Genomic DNA, 18,108 nt, shown 5'->3' with positions numbered 1-18,108 from the left:
CAACGCTTTGCTGCCTTTGCGGCGTTTCCTTGGCGCAGGTATCCGGTGCGAATATTCCTCTGGATCGCCAGGTTGATGAGGCTTTCAAGGAACTCACCCGCACACCTTCGGATATGGCGCTCAACATGCGCTATGCCCGTCTGCTTGTCGAAGCTGGAAACTACGAAGGAGGGGTGGCAGCGCTTGAAAGCATGCTGATCAACCCTGACGCACCGCCCAGCATCAGACTGGAACTGGCCGTGCTGTATTACCGTATGGGCTCCTATGGCATGTCTGAGGCGCTGTTGCGGAGCGCACTCGAGGACAAGCGCCTTGCCGACGAACACCGCGCCCAGGCAAATGCACTGCTCCGCGATGTAGCGGCACGCAACCAAACCTCGCAGTTCAGCGGCTTCGTGATACTCGGCCTTCGCCACCAGTCCAACCCCAATGCCCGCAGTCATAGGGACATGGTGTATGCCAATGGAGCCCTGGTACCGCAGAACCGCGAACTCAAGCCGGACTCCGACACGGATGTGCAACTGACCGCCCGCGTGGACCATCGTTACGATCTTGGACTGCAGAATGAGGCTTCGGTGATCAGCTCCCTGGTGGCCCAGGTTGTTGACTATCGCTCTTCATCGGGCAGCAAGCTGCGGGCCGATCAGACGGAACCCTATGATCTTGCACTGCTGGAGATCACCAGCGGAATCCGTTTCAAACCGGCCCCCATCCTGCTGCCGGCACTCCGGATACGCCCGCACCTGATTGCCGCAGAACTACTGGCACAGAAGCACCAGTACCTTAGCACTGCGGGGGTCGGCGTCGACGTCGAATACCGTTTCAATGAGCGCACCCTCGCCGAGGCGACCTATGAATACCGCCACTATGACTACGCGTCACGGGTAGATGTGCCTGACGCAAATCAGTTGGGCGGGCCTGATAACGGATTGCGTTTGCGACTGATGCGCGAGTTGGCGCCCGGCCAGGTACTGAGCGCAGAACTCGCCCTGCGTGATCACGACACCAGCAAGGCATATTACGACTACACCAGCCAGGAGTTGCAGCTCACCTACTTCGTGAGACACGCCAATCCATTCAGCGACAACGGTGACTACTGGCTGAGCTCGCTCTGGACGGGGGCCTCGCAGCGCAGGTATGGTGCGGGCGATCCCACCATCAATGCTGACCGGACCCGCAAGGACAACGAGTTGCGCTTCGGTGCCAGCCTCACGATTCCCATGGACGACAAATGGTCGATTCAGTGGCGCCTGGAACACCTGAAAACCCATTCCAGCCTGCCCAACTATGACAACAGGAACACGTCATTGCAAGCCTCTGTCGTGTACCTGTTCTAAGTACTGTTCATTCCAACAAAGCCAATACTGATCGCCCGAGGAGTCAGCGATGTCCCCGCCGCCCATTTCCAAAGACCTGTGGTTCGCCGCCGCACTGAGTACGGCTGCGCTGCCAACGGCCATGGCTCAGTCCCCCCAGCCGAATCAGCCCATCCAGGCCGGAGTCGTCACCGCGACGACTGCAGGCGCCAGCTTTGCTGCTGGTGACCAGGTGTTGCACGTAGGTGCAGAGGTTCTGCCAGGCCAGAAGCTGCGGACCAATGCAGAAGGCCGATTGCACATCCTCTTCCTTGATCAATCGGCGGTCACGATTGGGCCTGATTCCGAAGTCATCATTGAGACCTTCAGCTACGACACCAGCAGCCGCCTTGGTCAGATCGGTCTTACGCTGAACCGCGGCTCCCTGCGCGTGGTCGGTGGCCATATCAGCAAGAACAATCCCACCGTGATCGGAACACCTCAAGGAAAGGTTGAAATTTCCGGCGGCATCTCAACCATAGAAACCACGGGCAACAGTACCAGTGCAACCTTCCTGTTCGGTCAGCAGATGAGGGTGACCGAAAATTCCGGCCAAACCCAGACGGTCACCCGCCCAGGTTTTGGCACAAGCATCACCAACAACACGATTAGCCCCCCTCAGCGCATCTCAGCCCAGACATTGGGCGCCAATCACTTCAACTCGCCCAATTCCATCTCTTCCTCCAGTCCCGGCCCCAGCCCCAGCCCCAGTCAGCCTACCGTGCTGATCAGCACCAGCGATCGGCCTTCGGGGACTCAGCAGCCCAACGCAATCCTTGCAAGTGACCGGCTGCAAACGACCACCCAGAACCAGCTCAGCACCAATCCAAGCAATACCTTGCAAACCCTGCTGGGCACCAGCCAGACCAACATCCAATCCTGATAACAGGACAGTCCCCGCTCCAACCCCAGGGCCAAGCCTCCGCGCATGCGTATTCTTTTCGTCTCGAATTACCCCCATCTTCCCGATATCCAGGGCGGACTGCAGACCACGACCCATGACCTGTGCCTGGCAATCAAGGACCTGGGGGCTGAGGTGGCCGTACTATGCGGCCAATGTGAGCACGGAAACGCGGACCCCAGCCGCCCGGCGCGCTGTGACGAGGAACTGGGCTACCTGGTCATGCGCAGCGCCACACCTGAGAGCGCATTGGCCATGGCCGCCGCCGCCTGGAATGCCACTGCGATCGTGGTACAAAGCGGTACGGCCCTGCTGCCCATGGTACTGGCCAGTCTCGCCACCGGTCGCCCCACTGCAGTCTATCTCCACAATGTGGAAACCCACCAGTTGGCCGGAACCCTGCTGCCCGACGCATCCCTGCTGTACTTCGCCAATTCCGACTTCACCGCCGAACGCTGGCGCACCCTTTGTGGCATCGACTGTACGGTGGTCCCCCCCATCATTGCACCAGAGCGTTACGTCGTCACGGAAACCGGCAACAAGGTACTGTTCGTCAATCCCACGCCCATCAAGGGCGTGGAAATCATGTTCGGGTTGGCTGCCGCCTGCCCCGAACTCCCCTTCCTGGTCCTGGAAAGCTGGAGCCTCGCCCCCCAGTGGCGCAGCCACTGCCAGACAAGGGCGCAGATGCTCGGCAACATTGAATGGCGCGGTCCAACCCAGGACATGCGGCAGGTTTATCATGAAGCCCGCGTACTGCTGATGCCCTCGGTATGGGAGGAGTCTTTTGGCCGTACGGTGGTCGAAGCCCAGCTCAACGGCTTGCCCGTACTGGCGAGCAGCCGGGGGGCGCTACCCAGACTGGTCGGTGATGGAGGGCTCGTCGTAGACCCTCATGCCCCGCTTTCCGACTGGGTTCAGGCGCTACGCCGCCTTTATAACGAGCGTGATACGGGCAGCTTCAGTGCCGCAGCCAGGCAACAGGCCACAGAGCATGTACTCTCCACCCCGTTCATCATCGACACGATGCTGACCCAGCTGGCTGCTCACGGTATCCGCTGACGCACTATTGACCTTCAATCCATTTCCACAGGCCTGCCCTGTGAGCAGGAACCCACTCATGTTCGTCCCTCCCCGAAAGCCTCGCCGCGAGGATTGCCGCTTCTACCACTCCTACACGCTGGCTGATGGCGAGGTCGTGGGTGATTGGGACCTCCGGCTGGCGACCTCGGAATATCTTGGCAACGTGGACTTCGATGGCCGGTCAGTGCTGGAAATTGGTCCGGCCAGTGGCTTCCTCTCCTTTCACATGGAAGCGGCAGGCGCCCAGGTCACCTGCCTGGAGCCCCCCATGTCACACCTTTGGGATACCGTCCCGATCGAAGGTTATGACACCGAAAAATGGCGAGACGAGTTTACTGGCCATATCGAGCGGGTACGCAACTCATTCTGGTACGTGCATGACGAAAAGCAGTCAAGCGTCCAGCTGATTGAAGCCGATCCATGCAACATCCCGGAAGCCGCGGGCAAGTTCGACATCAGCTTGCTTGCCTCCGTGCTGCTGCATTGCCGCCGCCCCTTCGACATCCTGGAGAGCGTTGCCCGTCGGACCAGGCGCACAGTGATCGTTACCGAGCTCTGGAACCCCAGCCTGGGTGATCTCCCTGTCTGTATGTTGCTACCCCATCAGGGCGCACAGCAGGTGCATACCTGGTGGCAATTCACGCCCCAGTTCTTCATTTCTGCTTTGGGGCTGCTGGGGTTCACCGAATCCCGCATACTGTTCCACCACCAGAGCCAGCCGTCAGAAAACCGGACTGTGCCCTTGTTTACCGTGGTTTGCGAACGACCAGATGGGCTGACCAGCGCCCAGGCAAGCCGCTGAAAATGGATGAGCAGCGCCAGATCGACGGGCTGATCGAGCGGGCCTGGCAGGCTTTTGCAGCGGGTGACCGACAACGGGCGCTGAGTCTTGCAGAGCAAGTCTGCGCATCTGAACCCGCCCCCCCCCAAGCCGCCGCCGCACTCGGCTATTTCCTTCTGGATGACAACCGCCTGGATGCAGCCGCCGCCGTGCTGAACCCGGCCTGCACCGGTGCTCCGCACTACGCCCCCTTGCACTGGTACTGCGGCTTGCTGGCGCTGCGCCACGGGCAAACCCGTACGGCCAGTGAGGCCCTTCGCCGTGCCTGCCAGCTGGACCCGATGCTGCACGAAGCCGCGTTTACCCTGGCTTGGGTGCTGCACGACCTGGGGCAGTTACCGGAGGCCCTGATCTGGGCGCGGCTCGCGCTGACAGCCGAGCGCACTCCCGCCCGTCTGCTGCAAACTGGCTGGCTGCTGCAGTCTCTGGAGCTATACGCGGAAGCCAGCTCAACTTATGATGAAGCCATAGAAACACTGGCTTCCGATGCCCCGGAACAAGTCCCGCTGCATCTTCATCTTGCCCAATGCCAAGATGCGTTGAGGCAGCCCGATGCGGCCCGGAACACACTGGAAGACGGGCTCGCAAGCTTTTCCGACGAGCCGGCGCTACTGCTGGAGCTGGCCAGGCTCACCTGGAAGCTGGGCTGCAGGAAAGCGGCCGTCGACATCGCAACCCGACTCACCCAACGCCATCCCGACCATGTCGCCGGATGGCATCAGCTGGGTGTGTTCCAGCACGAGTCGGGTGAGTTGCATGCTGCCGATCAGGCGTTCAACGAAGTTCAGCAGCGGGACATGAGCATCACCGATGCACTGATGCGTCGTGCAAGTTTGCAGCTGGACTGGGGCAGGCCCGTGGACGCCCACTGGCTGCTGGAGCACGTGCTGCGCCAGCAACCCGACTCCGAACCAGCCCAGGACCTGATGGTCCGGGCACTGCTTGACCTTGGACGTCACGACGAAGCCCGTCATCTGCTGCTGCGACGGCTGCGCAAGACCCCGTCTCACAGCGACCTATGGCGCCTTTTGGCTGTGGTACACCTCCGTAGGGGACGGCATTCGAGGGCCCGACTTGCGCTGGCACGGGCGCTCCGGCTCAATCCTGCAAACATCGAAGCCTTGCGCACCCTGGGCTGGACCGCGCACGAGCAAGATGATCGTCCAGTCGCCGTGGACGCAGCCCTCCGCCTGCTCACACTGCGCCAAGGAGAGTCCGCTGCGCTGATTCAGGCCGCCTTTATCCTGGCCGCGGCGGGTGAACTTGCAACGGCATCCCGACATGCTGAAGACGCCGTCGTTGCCGAGCCCGCAAACGCAGAGGCCTGGCGAGCCTTGTCGCAGGTGCGCTACCAGCAAAAACGGCTTTCTGAGGCAGAGGACGCCATCGATACGGCGCTGGAACTGGACCCTGCGCGCATCGACAGCCTGCGCCAACTCGGCTGGATTTATGTTGCCGACCATCGCCTGGGCCATGCTGAACTGGCATTCCTGCGCGCTTGCGAGCTGGCACCGGACAACCCGGTTATCTTGCTGGAGCTTGCCGAAGTACGGCTGCGCGCCGGAAGGTTCGCAGAAGGCCTGAAAACCGTCGAAGCCTTGCACACAGTACGGCCAGAATGGCCCAGTGCCTTGATGCTGGAAACCCGGCTACTTACGGAAAGCCTCGGCGCCTGCCCCATCCCTGACTGGCGGGACCGTGTCCTGACCAGGTGCCGGCAGCGACTTGATGAGAGTGCCCCCATGTTGGTGCGGCTACTCGGTCTGGGGGTAAGCGAAGTACGTACACTGTGCGCCTTGCTGCCATGGCCAGTGTGGAAGACAGCCTGCCAGCAGGCGCTGGCCGAGGCCGTCGCTCGCTACGGCAATGCCTACCTGACCCGGCTTGCGCAAATCAGCGCTGCTGCCTTTCCCAGCGAGCCCTGGTTTTCCTACGCCAGCCTCTATGCGGCCTCGCTGGATTCAACATTGACGCCAGAGAAACTGGCCTTCCAGGCACGCAGCGCTTTCCGGCAACTCAAGCTTGAGGCTGGTCTGTCAAAGCATTGGGGAGCCAAACCCTCAGGACGAAGCACTGCCCGCTTGCGTATCGCCTACATCGCCAGCCAGCAGCATGAACGGTTGCTCGTTCCGGTCATGGCGGGCCACGATCCGACCCAGGTAGAAGTGTTCGTCTACAGCAACCTGCACTTGGCCGGGTTGCCCGCTCACGTCCACCAGCATCCGCTGCAACCTGACGAGCTGGCAGACTCCTGCTCCGCAAACCAGGTCGATGTCGTGATTGATGCTGGCGGCCTGCATCCATTCGAAGGGCAGGACCTGCTGCTCACCCTTTACGCCAGACGCCTTGCCCCACTGCAAATTGGCTGGCTGGGCTGCTGGGGCACATCCGGGGGGCTGTTCGATGTGCTACTCAGCGATTCGGCTGCCCTTCCTCTGGAACATCAGCACGGCTACGAAGAGGCGGTCTGGTGGCTGGAAGGAGGGCAGTGGAGCTGGTCCCCCCCAGAACACGCCCCCACCCCGCACCCCCCTCCCTCGCTGAGCTGCGGCAGAATCACCTTTGGCGTCACCGCCCGCGGCCTCCGCCTCAACCCCGTCACGCTTGACACCTTTGCCCGCATTGTCGCGGCGGTACCCGAGTCGCGCATCCGATTCATCGGTCTGGTGAGTGACGACTGGCCCCAGCGCAGGGAGATCCTTGGCTTCATGGCAGTCCACGGGGTGGTCGCCGAGCGCATCGAGTTCGATCCCCCCAGAGGCTACGAAAGCTTGCTTGAATGGCTGCAGCAGATTGATCTGGTGCTCGACAGCTTCCCCGGCAACGGTGGTCTCAGCACGCTGGACGTCTTGTGGATGGGCGTGCCGGTGGTATCTCGCGCGGGAGACTGGGCCGGGGCACGCCAAGGACTGTCCATTCTGTCAGCCCTGGGGCTGGACACCTGGGTAGCAGACAGTGCCGACGGTTTCATCACCCTTGCCGTGCAACTGGCGAGCAATGCGACCGCCTTGACCGCCCACCGCCTGGCGCTACGCCAGCGCATACGCAGCTCCTCTCTTACTGATGGCCGACGCCTGGCGCAGCAGATTGAGGCGCGCTGCACCAGCTGGATCAATAAGCATGTTGAAACCGGGTCTTCTTCCGACCCGAAACAGTGGGTACGGGAACTCGCCCGCCGCAGGCTCGAAACCTGGTTGGAAAAGCAAGCGCAAATTCATTTTTCCTTCCCCGAGGACGTCCCGGCGCTCTCGGTGATCATCGTGCTGTACAAGCAAGCGGGTCTCAGTCTGCGCACGCTGCAGGCCCTGGCCGATCAACGTGACACCGACTTTGAAGTCATCATTGTGGACAATGCCTCCGGTGCGGAAACCGGCCAACTGCTCGATCGCGTACAAGGCGCACGCATCATCCGAAACAGCGAAAACCATGGTTTCCTGCTGGCGGCGAATCAGGGGGCGGCCCTTGCTCGTGGTCGCCATCTGCTTTTCCTGAATAATGACGCCATCGTGCAAGCGGGCGCACTGGCACAGACCGTCACGCGGCTGGAGCAGGACCATTCGATTGGCGCCCTGGGGGGGCGCATCGTACTCATGTCCGGCGGACTTCAAGAAGCAGGCAACACCCTTTTCCGGGATGGTTCTGCCTTGGGCGTCGGCCGCGGCGAAGCCCCCTGGTCACCTGCAGCCATGGCCAGTCGCGATACCGACTACTGCTCTGGCGTATACTTGGCAGTACCGACCCCCCTGTGGCACATGCTGGGTGGTTTCGACCCGGACTACGCGCCTGCCTACTACGAAGACAGCGACTTTTGCGTAAGGGTCTGGCAGGCAGGCTTCCGCGTTGTCTACGAGCCGAGGGTGCTGGTGGAGCATCTGGAATGGGGTAGCGCCGGCAACGGCGAGGCCGAACAACGGATGCGTGACAACCGCCGCCGCTTTCTGGCAAAGCAGCATAACTGGCTGGCGCAGCAGCCGTCCCCCCGCCCCGTCCCCCTGGATGGAGACCGCTGGCATTCACCCACCGACAATCCGCGCAAGCCCCGCATCCTGATGCTGGAGAACGAAGTACCCCACATGGCCCGTGGCGGGGGGCTACCCCGGGCGCGCCTGGTACTGCAGGCGCTGGAAGGCTGGCCGGTAACCTTGTACCCCCTGTGGCGGTTCGAAGACGATTGGGAGGCGGTGTATGCCTCCCTTCCGCATAGCACTGAAGTCATGCTGGGCCCGAGCTTCGGCATGGCCGGACTCGAGCGCTTCCTCGAGCAGCGACGTGACGTCTACGATGTGCTCTGGGTCAGCCGCCCGCCCAATCTGAAGGCCCTGCAACCCCTGCGTGAACGGCGTCCGGAGCTGTTCGAGCATATGCGCATCATTTATGACTCGGAGGCCTTGTTCGCCTTGCGGGAAATCGGAGAGGCCGCAGCGAAAGGCCGCCCTCTGACCCCAGAGCAGGCCGAGGCCCGACTGCAAGCCGAACTGGAACAGGCTCAAGGCACCTATCGCAGCGTCGTCGTCTCCGCGATTGATGCTGCACACTTCCGCTCGGCGGGTCACGAAGTCGCGACGCTCAGCCACGCCATCTCCGTTCGTCGGGATGTTCCTGACGCCAGCCTGCGCCAGGGGCTGCTTTTTGTCGGTGCCTTGCACCCCGACACGCCCAACGAGGACGGCCTGCTTTGGTTTGTAGAAGAGGTCCTGCCCCAGCTGCGCGAACGGCTGCCCGCATTACCTCGCCTGCGCGTTGTCGGCGAATGCCGCTCCTACCGCGTCGCAGCGCTGGCCGGCACACACCTGGAGGTGCTGGGGGCCCAGGCAGATCTGGCGCCCCATTATGACCAGGCCCGGGTCTTCATCGCCCCGGCCCGCTTTGCCGGTGGTGTGCCACTGAAAGTCATTGAAGCGGCCGCGCATGGCATTCCCGTGGTGGCCTCATCCTTGTTGGTGGAGCAGCTCGCCTGGGAGCATGGAACAGACATCCGTGGCGCTGCCGACTCCACCACCTTCGCGCAGGAAATCGCCCGCCTGCTGCAGGACGATGTCGCCTGGCGGCTGCAGCAACAAGCCGCCTGGGCAACCTGCCAGACCCGTTACGCCCCGGAACAATTCATGAGTACCGTCCGCCAGCTGGTGCGCAATGCGGCGGCGGGCGTCTGACATCCACATGCAGCAACACCCCCTCGACCGAGAAGCGGCCCAGCAGTTCAAGCACTGGATGGCACTGGGCCAGCCCGAGCGGGCCGCAGCGGCCCTGTGGAAACTGTTGGCAGAGGAACCCAATCTGCCCTCCGCTCATCAAGCCTTGGCACGTTTGCGCTGGCCAGGACCGAATTACCACGAATGGCTAAACTGGTTCCACCAGCGACTGCAGCCCGACCTTTATGTGGAGATTGGCGTGGAAAGCGGCGCCTCGCTCGCCTTGGTCCAAGCAGCCAGCCAGGTCATCGCCATTGATCCGAATCCACTGGGTAACCCCCTGGAGGTGTGCGGCGCCCCCGCCCGGCTGTTCCGCCAGACCAGCGCCGCCTTCTTTGCCTCGGTGCCAGACGGCTGCGGTCTCGAGAGAGGGTTCAATCTGGCCTTCATAGACGGAGACCACCGCTTTGAAAGCGTTCTGGAAGACTTCATCGCACTGGAACGCCACGCGGCACCAGAATCCGTCGTACTGTTGCACGACACCCTGCCCTTGACTGAATCCACCTCAGGCAGCGTGCGCAACACAGGCTTCTATACCGGCGATACCTGGAAAATGGTGCCATGCCTGCGGGCCCTGCGTCCTGATCTGCACATGGTCACATTACCCGTCGCCCCCTCCGGCCTGACGGTCATCACCGGTCTGAACCCCCAATCCACCTTGCTGCAGGAACGCTTGCCCCTGATCCGTCAGGCCTATCGACGGCTACCCGCCACCCAGGCGGTGGAAAGCCCTCAACGCCTGATGCTGCTGGGTCAAAACAATTGGGCCTGGATGGCCGACTGGCTCAGCCGGGCCGGCGTGCAATCGCACAAGCAAAGTGATGCTGCAACTGGCCACTGCGGTATAGCTCATCCTCGGCAGCCATGACGCTGTGGAGATAGGGCGCCGCCTTTTCGCCCACAAAGTTCTGAGCGGTGTGGGCCAGAAGCAGATGCAAGATGGCTCCGCCATAGGGGCGAACCATCACATCAACAAAGTACGCCCCGAGCAATGACAACAAATCGGACGACCGCACCGCCTCGGAAGGGTCGACCGCGATCACTTCAGCTACGCTGGGTGCGCGAAAGCAGCTTCGGTACTCCCCTTGCAACGTGCTCATCATGTGCGTGGGAAGCAGCCCGGCGAGCCGGTTGAGATGACGCAACTGGGCGTCTGGCCACTGGAAACGATCCGGCCCCACATATTCATCGAGGAACAGGAATCCGCCGGGTCGAAGCAACACACCAAGTCTTTGGTACAGGCACTCCAGTTCGGCGCAATGGTGAACACTGGATACCCCAAGCACAGCATCAAAAGCAGCCGGCTGAAATGGGCCATCCCCAATCGGCAGGCAATTCATGTCAGCCTGGAAATAGCCAATGCCGTGCAGACCTGTGGCCTCCGCGCGGGCCACCTCCAGCACCTTGGCTGACAGATCGATGGCCACAACCTCGCGCGCCCAGCCCTGTTGCATGACCTCCCGCTCCACCCGTCCAGCGCCGCAACCAAGCACCAGCACGCGCGTCAGTGGAAGCGCCTGCGCCATCCCGACGACCCGGAAGAACCACGCCAGTGGCGACAAGGCTGCATCGCCTGTGACCTTGCGATTGATGGCAGCACGCACCTCGTCCAATTGAGTCCAATGCCAACCGCAAGCCGCCCAGTCATCCGGCGCCCCCCAGGCCTGATCCAGCTTTTTCGCCAAAGTGTCGTCAATATGGCCTAGCGCATGAACATGTTGCATGGTTGCAGGACTGTGATCCGGTAGGTCAGGAAACGGGGGAAAGAGGTTCATTCACGAGGCTTGGCATGCCCCGTCAGGTGCGCCAGTTTCTGGCCATCCTCCGAAGCGGTCTGTGGGCAAAGGATGCCATCACACCCAAGCAGACGTCCGTTCATGTAGCGTCCGACCCGTCCCAACATGCGTGCCGGATGAACATGGGCTTGAGCTTCGTCCCTGACGAAAACCGCCACCGAGTCATTCCAGACATCCAGCCGCTGATAGGTGGTGAAAGACTCCAGCAAGGCCGGCCGATAGCCAGAGCGCTGCCCCCAGTGCAGCAGCGCCATCGCCGCATCCGGGTAGAAACGCCAGCAATCAACCGGATAGCGGTGGTAATCGCCATTGGACGGGGCGTTCAGGTAGAACAACCCCGCCGGCTTCAAGACCCGCAAGACTTCATTGAACATCAGCCAGAAAAACTCGACATGCTCGAAGCAGGAACTACTGACCACGACGTCCGCTGAACAATCGGCGAAGGGCAGCGTATAGGGGTCCTCCAGCACCACATCCACCCCGGGTCCTTCAACGAAATCCAGACCGACGTAGTCGCAGCCAGGAGGCGCCAGCTGTCGCAAACTGCCATTCACATCCTGAGCGCCGATCTCCAGAACGTGACAGGCCTGATGCACGTAGGTCTGAAAGAAGAGGCGACCATTTTCGAGCGCGCTTGGGTGCATGAGGGCTGTTTCGTCTCAGGAAAGCTGGCCGCGAAGATGCCTGGCAGCAGCAAGCTGAATATCGGCTTGATAGAGATTCATGGCGTACCGATCCGGAAAATCCTGAAGTCCGAACGCGCCGGACGGTGAGTCTGATCTGTCCTTCGTCTTATACGATACGTCGGCAAGTGAGCCAAGTAGGTTAGCATGAAGCAACGGCACCTTCCGTGCCCTGAATGTCGTTTTTGGCAGCCGAAACTGCCGTCTCATGATTAGGATTATCAGCGCACTCCATGGAAACACCGACAAAAAAGGCCATCGTCACGGGAATCACCGGCCAGGATGGCGCCTATCTGGCCCAGCTCCTGCTCAAGCAGGGCTATACCGTGTACGGCGCTTACCGGCGGACGAGTTCGGTCAATTTCTGGCGGCTGGCTGAGTTGGATATTCTCAACCACGCCAACGTACACCTGGTGGAATATGACATTACCGACCTGGGGATCTGCATCGCACTGGTCCAGAAAATCGAGCCCGACGAGATCTACAATCTGGCCGCACAGAGTTTTGTCGGCGTTTCTTTCGAACAGCCCAACACAACCACCCAGATCAACGCCATTGGCGCCCTGAATCTTCTGGAAGCCATCCGCCTGGTGAACCCGAAGATCCGTTTTTATCAGGCCAGTACCTCCGAAATGTTCGGTAAGGTCCAGTCCATTCCGCAAACTGAAAGTACACCTTTCTATCCATGCAGCCCATACGGTGTTGCCAAACTGTACGCACACTGGATGACAATCAACTACCGTGAGAGCTATGGCATTTTTGGCGCAAGCGGCATCCTGTTCAATCATGAATCGCCACTACGCGGCCGCGAGTTCGTGACCCGGAAGATCACCGATGCGGTAGCCCGGATCAAGCTGGGCAAGCAGGACTGTCTGGAACTCGGGAACCTGGAGGCCAAACGGGACTGGGGGTATGCGCGGGATTACGTGGAAGGGATGTGGCAGATGCTTCAGGCTAAACAGCCAGATTCCTATGTCCTCGCTACCGGCCGCACTGAGGCCGTTCGTACCTTCGTCTCCCTCGCCTTCAAGGCTGTCGACATCAAGCTCGTGTTCGAGGGTAAAGCAGAAAACGAAATCGGCATTGACCTTCACACAGGCCGCACACTGGTGCGCGTCAATCGGAAATTCTATCGCCCCGCCGAAGTCGATCTTCTGGTAGGAAACCCGGAAAAAGCCAAGCGTGAGCTGAACTGGGAGCCCAAGACCTCGCTTGAAGAACTCTGTCAAATGATGGTAATGGCAGACCTGAAACGCGTGGAGCACGGCGTTTCATTCTGATGGCCGGTGGCAGGTCAGGGGTGGTGATCGTCACGACCCCCTCCTGCCTCAATGCCAGTGCGTAGCCAGATCGTCATCCACCCAGCCTGACAGCACCAGGCACTCAGGCCGCCCGCAAAATCTCGTGAAACGACGCCAGCAAGGCATCGGCTTCGTCCCGGCCTGCGCGGGACTCGCGGATTTCCAGGTGCCACTGGGCGCAGACGCTCAGCAGTTCGTTGCGACTGCACGCCGCAACAATCTTGTCCTGCAGCGCAACGCCCATCAGCCCAAGGTGCAGACGGGTCGTTCGCTGCATCAACTGTCTGGCGTCATGCAGGATGGCTGGCGCCACCTCGACCACCGGACGCACGACGGGCGGGGGCGCCGGCTGAGGTGAGCCGTCGCTGATCAGGCCGGCAAGGCGCAACTCGGCCAGCACCGTGTCGATCTCCTCCGCGCCCAGCAGGCCGGCCAGTTCGCTGCGGCTGCGAACACCATCGACAAGAATCAGCACCCGGCGTTGAAGCGCCGACAGCCGGCGCGAGCGCTCGGCCACCTCCCGGGTACCAGCGGAGGTCTTGGCGTAGATCGGAGAATGGACAGACACGGCGGCAGGCAGAGTGGCTGCGGTCAAAGGGATGCGCGCAATTTATCCCATATGCGTTACACGCAAGTTGCATCGCGCCCCGCCCCCACCGAATCAGCCGGAATGCCGCCTCACGCCGCCTGGGTTGGCACCGCCGCATCCAGGAAGGCCACCACCCGGCTCAGCACCTCACCGGGGCGCTCACGATGCGGCACGTGATAGGTCTCCTCCATGATATCGACCCGTGCCGGCCCGGTGCTCAAAGCGCCGATCAGTTCGGGGTGACGGGTCGAGCCGTACTCGTCGTGAATGCCGTGGATGGCGAGCACCGGGCACGTCACCTGCGGCAACACCGGCTCAAGCGTCCAGCGCGCAAAGTCGGGGTGCAGCCAGTTTTCGGTCCAGGCCTCCAGCACCCAGCGTGCCTTGTCACCATGGTGGCGCGCCAGACGATCGACCTGCCCCTCACCCGCAAACTGCGCTTTGGCCGTGCGGATGCCATCCAGCGTGCGATCTTCCGGAAAAACCTGTGCCGCCACGGTGATCAGGGCTTCGCAGCCCTCGCCATACCGGGCCGCACATTCGATCGCCATGCCCCCCCCCACGCTATGGCCCATCAGGACGAAACGCGCCAGCCCAAGCTGCTGGCGCAGCACCGGAAAGTACTCGCGCGCTTCCTCGGCGACAAAGTCGAGCGAAGGCCGCTCGCGCCGCGGGTCGGACTGACCGAAGCCGAGCCGGTCGTAGGCAATCACCTGACGACCGGTCGCCGCCGCCAGGGCCTGCGGAAAATCCCGCCACAGGGCAACGCACCCCAGCGAATCGTGCATCAGCACGATCGGGGCCGCAGGCGCGGCGGCCGCGGAGTGTTCGGGCGTCCACGAACGCGCAAAGATCCGCCCTTGCGGATGCACCACCCAATGATCGCGAACCAGGGTGCCGGGAATATCTGACTTGGACATCTTGTTATGCTCTCAGCTGCGGCGCGTTCGACGCACCGGGGGGTCGGGGAAGTAATGATCTATCGAACCATCACCAGCTGACTGCATTTTTGTGCACGTTAACGTGCACGTCAACAGAAAAACATTTCATGTCCGGACGAATGCGGCAGACCACGGTCTGCCTTCAAGCGACGCCGGCCTCCCCCGCGCGGAACACGTACACCGCATCACCACCGCGCGCCTTGGCCTCGTACATCGCAATATCCGCATGCTGGGTCAGCGCCAGATCATCCTCACCATGAGCGGGGAACATCGCCACACCAATGCTGGCACTGACCCCCAGGCGGTGTTCACCCACGCAGACCGGCTGACCCAGCGCTACCCGGATCTTGTCCGCCACGGCAAGCGCGCCCGACTCGCTATCGACCGCACGTAAAAGCACCACAAATTCATCTCCCCCGATGCGGGCCACGGTATCGGACTCACGCACGCAATTGCGAACCCGGCGGGCGACTTCCACCAGCAGCACATCACCCACCGCATGCCCCAGGCTGTCATTGATCGGCTTGAACTTGTCCAGGTCGATGAACATCAGCGCCAGCACCTGCCCATCGCGCCGGGCAGCCGCCATCGCCTGCTGCAGGCGGTCGGCCAGCAATGCCCGATTGGGCAAGCCAGTCAGCGGATCATGCCGTGCCATGTGCAGCATCTTCGCCTCGGCCTGCTTGCGCTCACTGATGTTGCGGGTCACACCCAGCAAGCCGACAAACACGCCCGACTCGTTACGGATGCCGGTCACCGTCACCTCGGTCCATACCGTACTGCCGTCCTTGCAAGGCTGTTCGAGTTCGGCGCGGAAATCCGGCACCGGCAACCCCGCCTGCACAGCGGCAATCGCCCGGCTCAAGCCATCGACCGCAATGGGCGCGGACTCGGGCGTCAGTGCTTCATCGAGCGACTGCCGCATCACTTCATCCACGGTATAGCCACGCAGCTTCTCCACTGACGGACTGACATAAGTGAAGCGCCCCTGCAGATCCATGGTCCAGATCACATCGCTGGCATGGTCGGCCAGCAGGCGGTGGCGCTCCTCCGACCGGCTCAAGGCCTCATGCGCCTCATGGCTTTCCATCAAGGCCAGCGCCAGACGCCGATTCACCCGGTGAATGTAGAACGCAATCGCACTGACCCCCAGCAACAGCACCAGCGCGGCGTACAAGCCTTTCAGATCGGCCTTGAGATCGGGCTCGTAAAGAAAACCATCCAGCGAGACATCCCTGGGCATCAAACCCAGGTCAGCATAGGTATCCGCAATATGGCGCCAGCGCCCGGGGTTCATGTAACCGATCTCGATCAGCTCGGGCATCAGCAACGGTACCATCTGGCGCGCCTCGAACTGATAGAAGGCACGCGGGTGGCGCTGCGAATACTTCGCCATGATCAGGTCGATCACCTCCTCAGGGTGCGCCATCGCATACCGCCAGCCGCGCAAGCTGGCTTCACGCATCGCCCTGACCCGCTCCGGACCTTGCTTGAGCACCTGCTCCGTCGTGAACAGGTTGTCGCCATAGAAGTCGATGCCCACCGAGCGCGGGGTATACAGGTGAAACGGCACCCCGGCCTGTTCAAGAAAAAACGGCTCGTTGGTGACATAGGCGGTGATCGCATCCACCTTGCCCTCGATCAGATCCTGCGGATTGAAGCTGTGCGGCAACTGTTCGACGCGATCCAGCGGCACACCGGCCTGGTCGAGATAGGCCAGCAGCTCATCCGACTGCGGCTCGACCATCAAGCGCTTGCCAATCAGGTTGTGAACACCCTGGGTCGCCTCATACTCACGCGCCATGATCACCACCGGCGAATGCTGGAACACCACCGCCAGCGCCACCACCGGCTTGCCGGCACTACGCGCCAGCAACAGGCTGCTGTTGCCCACCCCGTACGCGGCCCGGCCCGACAGCACTTCCTCCACCGGATCAAGGCCGGGCACCGCCTCTCGCAGCTCGACCTCCAGCCCGACCTCGCGGTAGAAGCCCTTTTCGACTGCAGCGTAATAGCCCGCAAACTGGAAGGCGTGGGTCCATTTCAGTTGCAGCACCACCTTGTCGAGCGCCCGCGCCGATGGCGCAAACAGCACCAACACCGCCGCAACCAGCGTCAGCGCGAGGTGGAACCACATCCGAAATGGTGAGCGCACGACATCGCCCCATGTGAATTAAGCCATCAGGCACCCGCCCGACCCGCGTGACGACCCCGCCTCCGGCGCCCGTCGAACATAGTTTGCCTCAGGCGCAGCGCTTGGCAAGCGGCGGGCATCAAACATCGTGCAAATCCTCACTCCGGATCAACAGCCCCGGGCTCCACACACCTTCAAGCCTGCGTTCCCTGCCCCTGCACGCGCCTGTGCGTTTAGACTAGGCCAACCCCAAAACCTGCACATCCACTCATGAAGATCGACCAGCTTCCCATCGGCGCCCGCTTTCAATGGAAAGGCCGCAACTACACCAAGGTCGGCCCGATGACGGCCGCTTCCGACAGCGGCGGCACCGACTTCGTCCCCAAGCACGCCATCCTGCAGCCCGTCCCCGGCGAAGCCCCACCGGCCCCGCCCACCAACGACACCCCCCAGCAACTGGACGCCGCCAAAGTGCGTGCCGCCTTCGAAACCTACCATCGCAGCGCACTCCGCCTGGCCGACGACGCCGGCCGACTGGCGCTGGAAACAGCGCGCCAGCGCTTCCTGACCGAGATCCGTTGATCACGTGCAGCGTGTCTGCGAATGAAGCGCTGCCCCTGCCATCAATCCAAGTCGATTGACTGTATCTCAATAGAGATACAAAATACGCAAGCAAGGAGGATTCAACCATGACTCAATCCACGATGCTGCATGTCCGCGTAGATAACGAAATCAAGGCTCAAGCCAGCGAAGCCCTGGCGGCCATGGGGCTTTCCGTATCGGACGCAGTGCGTATCCTGCTCAAGCGCGTCGTCAGCGATCAGGCATTTCCGCTTGAACTCAAGGTTCCGAATGCTCAGACCCGTGCCGCAATGGAAGAAGCCCGCGCCATGATGAAGGCCCGCGCAGCACGCTTTGACGGCGCCGACAGGCTGATTGATGAGCTCGAAAAAGCCCGCCAGCAGTAAACGGGCTGCTCCGCCAAGGGCGTGTGACTACACCCGGACTTTCCTGAAGGACTGGGACCGCCTTTCCCGCTCGGGCCGCTATGACCTCAAGCGGCTGAAGGAGGCGATGCTGCTTCTGATCGCCAATGATCAGCCCCTGGGCGCGGAATGGCTTGATCATCCGCTAAAGGGCGATTGGGCAGACCACCGGGAATGCCACATCGGCGGAGATTTTCTACTGCTCTATCGTCTTGAGGGCAGCGCCATCATTTTCGTACGCACAGGCACGCATTCTGAACTGTTCGAAGAATGATGCCGGTTGCAGCCCAATGGCAACGGCCGCTC

15 protein-coding genes are annotated in these 18,108 nt (G+C 61.8%); 10 read left to right on the top strand and 5 right to left on the bottom strand.

What is annotated here, in order from left to right:
• Window positions 1-29: 29 nt before the first annotated feature.
• From DNK49_RS12555 to DNK49_RS12535, 6 genes are read left to right on the top strand one after another with little or no spacing between them, the layout of a single operon-like run.
• Window positions 30-1,337 carry a surface lipoprotein assembly modifier gene (locus DNK49_RS12555; RefSeq protein ID WP_207806972.1) on the top strand — a complete coding sequence of 436 codons (1,308 nt, stop codon included), beginning with the start codon at window positions 30-32 and terminating at the stop codon, window positions 1,335-1,337.
• A 49-nt stretch (window positions 1,338-1,386) separates the two neighbouring features.
• The gene (locus tag DNK49_RS12550; protein ID WP_110525042.1) at window positions 1,387-2,238 is read left to right on the top strand and encodes a FecR family protein; all 852 of its coding nucleotides are present in this window, start codon (window positions 1,387-1,389) and stop codon (window positions 2,236-2,238) included.
• A 45-nt stretch (window positions 2,239-2,283) separates the two neighbouring features.
• Complete coding sequence (locus tag DNK49_RS24410) at window positions 2,284-3,318, top strand: glycosyltransferase (protein WP_207806971.1); 1,035 nt, start codon at window positions 2,284-2,286, stop codon at window positions 3,316-3,318.
• Window positions 3,319-3,376: 58 nt separating this feature from the next.
• Complete coding sequence (locus DNK49_RS24405) at window positions 3,377-4,141, top strand: class I SAM-dependent methyltransferase (RefSeq protein WP_207806970.1); 765 nt, start codon at window positions 3,377-3,379, stop codon at window positions 4,139-4,141.
• A gap of 2 nt (window positions 4,142-4,143) precedes the next feature.
• Window positions 4,144-9,333 (top strand): tetratricopeptide repeat protein, encoded by a 5,190-nt coding sequence (locus DNK49_RS12540; protein WP_110525040.1) that lies wholly within the window; start codon window positions 4,144-4,146, stop codon window positions 9,331-9,333.
• Window positions 9,334-9,340: 7 nt separating this feature from the next.
• Complete coding sequence (locus DNK49_RS12535; protein ID WP_110525257.1) at window positions 9,341-10,240, top strand: class I SAM-dependent methyltransferase; 900 nt, start codon at window positions 9,341-9,343, stop codon at window positions 10,238-10,240.
• Here DNK49_RS12535 and DNK49_RS12530 read toward each other — a convergent pair.
• Entirely contained in the window at window positions 10,158-11,096 is a 939-nt protein-coding gene (locus DNK49_RS12530) for a class I SAM-dependent methyltransferase (RefSeq protein WP_110525038.1), read from the bottom strand. The two genes, DNK49_RS12535 and DNK49_RS12530, sit on opposite strands and share 83 nt — an antisense overlap.
• Window positions 11,097-11,143: 47 nt before the next feature.
• A complete protein-coding gene (locus DNK49_RS12525) occupies window positions 11,144-11,812 on the bottom strand; it encodes a methyltransferase domain-containing protein (RefSeq protein ID WP_110525036.1) in 669 nt (222 codons plus the stop codon).
• A gap of 272 nt (window positions 11,813-12,084) precedes the next feature.
• Here DNK49_RS12525 and gmd point away from each other — a divergent pair, with 272 nt between their 5' ends.
• Complete coding sequence (gene gmd / locus DNK49_RS12520; protein ID WP_110525034.1) at window positions 12,085-13,131, top strand: GDP-mannose 4,6-dehydratase; 1,047 nt, start codon at window positions 12,085-12,087, stop codon at window positions 13,129-13,131.
• Between the two features lie 103 nt (window positions 13,132-13,234).
• Here the strand turns inward: gmd and DNK49_RS12515 are convergent, their stop codons facing one another.
• The 3 genes from DNK49_RS12515 to DNK49_RS12505 all read right to left on the bottom strand — a co-directional run bounded on the left by DNK49_RS12515 (window position 13,235) and on the right by DNK49_RS12505 (window position 16,837).
• Complete coding sequence (locus DNK49_RS12515; protein WP_133255105.1) at window positions 13,235-13,720, bottom strand: hypothetical protein; 486 nt, start codon at window positions 13,718-13,720, stop codon at window positions 13,235-13,237.
• A gap of 110 nt (window positions 13,721-13,830) precedes the next feature.
• The gene (locus DNK49_RS12510; RefSeq protein ID WP_110525030.1) at window positions 13,831-14,661 is read right to left on the bottom strand and encodes an alpha/beta fold hydrolase; all 831 of its coding nucleotides are present in this window, start codon (window positions 14,659-14,661) and stop codon (window positions 13,831-13,833) included.
• A gap of 163 nt (window positions 14,662-14,824) precedes the next feature.
• Window positions 14,825-16,837 (bottom strand): diguanylate cyclase domain-containing protein, encoded by a 2,013-nt coding sequence (locus DNK49_RS12505; protein ID WP_207806969.1) that lies wholly within the window; start codon window positions 16,835-16,837, stop codon window positions 14,825-14,827.
• Window positions 16,838-17,086: 249 nt separating this feature from the next.
• Between DNK49_RS12505 and DNK49_RS12500 the strand changes: the two genes are divergently transcribed.
• The 3 genes from DNK49_RS12500 (at window position 17,087) to DNK49_RS12490 (ending at window position 18,076) form a co-directional block, all read left to right on the top strand.
• Window positions 17,087-17,398 carry a hypothetical protein gene (locus DNK49_RS12500; RefSeq protein ID WP_110525026.1) on the top strand — a complete coding sequence of 104 codons (312 nt, stop codon included), beginning with the start codon at window positions 17,087-17,089 and terminating at the stop codon, window positions 17,396-17,398.
• A 107-nt stretch (window positions 17,399-17,505) separates the two neighbouring features.
• Window positions 17,506-17,784 (top strand): type II toxin-antitoxin system RelB/DinJ family antitoxin, encoded by a 279-nt coding sequence (locus DNK49_RS12495; RefSeq protein ID WP_110525025.1) that lies wholly within the window; start codon window positions 17,506-17,508, stop codon window positions 17,782-17,784.
• Entirely contained in the window at window positions 17,756-18,076 is a 321-nt protein-coding gene (locus DNK49_RS12490) for a type II toxin-antitoxin system YafQ family toxin (RefSeq protein ID WP_110525024.1), read from the top strand. Before DNK49_RS12495 ends, DNK49_RS12490 begins: the two co-directional genes overlap by 29 nt.
• Window positions 18,077-18,108: the final 32 nt, after the last annotated feature.

Source organism: Parazoarcus communis SWub3 = DSM 12120 (assembly GCF_003226565.1).
GTDB lineage: Bacteria > Pseudomonadota > Gammaproteobacteria > Burkholderiales > Rhodocyclaceae > Parazoarcus > Parazoarcus communis.
Note: the sequence above shows the minus strand (reverse complement) of the source record. Positions and strands in the feature narration are given on the sequence as shown.

Bases quoted from the DNA above. Each gene is read 5' to 3' on its own strand.
- DNK49_RS12550 (WP_110525042.1), top strand. From the start codon at position 1,387: ATGTCCCCGCCGCCCATTTCCAAAGACCTGTGGTTCGCCGCCGCACTG.
- DNK49_RS24410 (WP_207806971.1), top strand. From the start codon at position 2,284: ATGCGTATTCTTTTCGTCTCGAATTACCCCCATCTTCCCGATATCCAG.
- DNK49_RS24405 (WP_207806970.1), top strand. From the start codon at position 3,377: ATGTTCGTCCCTCCCCGAAAGCCTCGCCGCGAGGATTGCCGCTTCTAC.
- DNK49_RS12540 (WP_110525040.1), top strand. From the start codon at position 4,144: ATGGATGAGCAGCGCCAGATCGACGGGCTGATCGAGCGGGCCTGGCAG.
- DNK49_RS12535 (WP_110525257.1), top strand. From the start codon at position 9,341: ATGCAGCAACACCCCCTCGACCGAGAAGCGGCCCAGCAGTTCAAGCAC.
- DNK49_RS12530 (WP_110525038.1), bottom strand. From the start codon at position 11,096: ATGCAACATGTTCATGCGCTAGGCCATATTGACGACACTTTGGCGAAA.
- DNK49_RS12525 (WP_110525036.1), bottom strand. From the start codon at position 11,812: ATGCACCCAAGCGCGCTCGAAAATGGTCGCCTCTTCTTTCAGACCTAC.
- gmd (WP_110525034.1), top strand. From the start codon at position 12,085: ATGGAAACACCGACAAAAAAGGCCATCGTCACGGGAATCACCGGCCAG.
- DNK49_RS12510 (WP_110525030.1), bottom strand. From the start codon at position 14,661: ATGTCCAAGTCAGATATTCCCGGCACCCTGGTTCGCGATCATTGGGTG.
- DNK49_RS12500 (WP_110525026.1), top strand. From the start codon at position 17,087: ATGAAGATCGACCAGCTTCCCATCGGCGCCCGCTTTCAATGGAAAGGC.
- DNK49_RS12495 (WP_110525025.1), top strand. From the start codon at position 17,506: ATGACTCAATCCACGATGCTGCATGTCCGCGTAGATAACGAAATCAAG.
- DNK49_RS12490 (WP_110525024.1), top strand. From the start codon at position 17,756: ATGAGCTCGAAAAAGCCCGCCAGCAGTAAACGGGCTGCTCCGCCAAGG.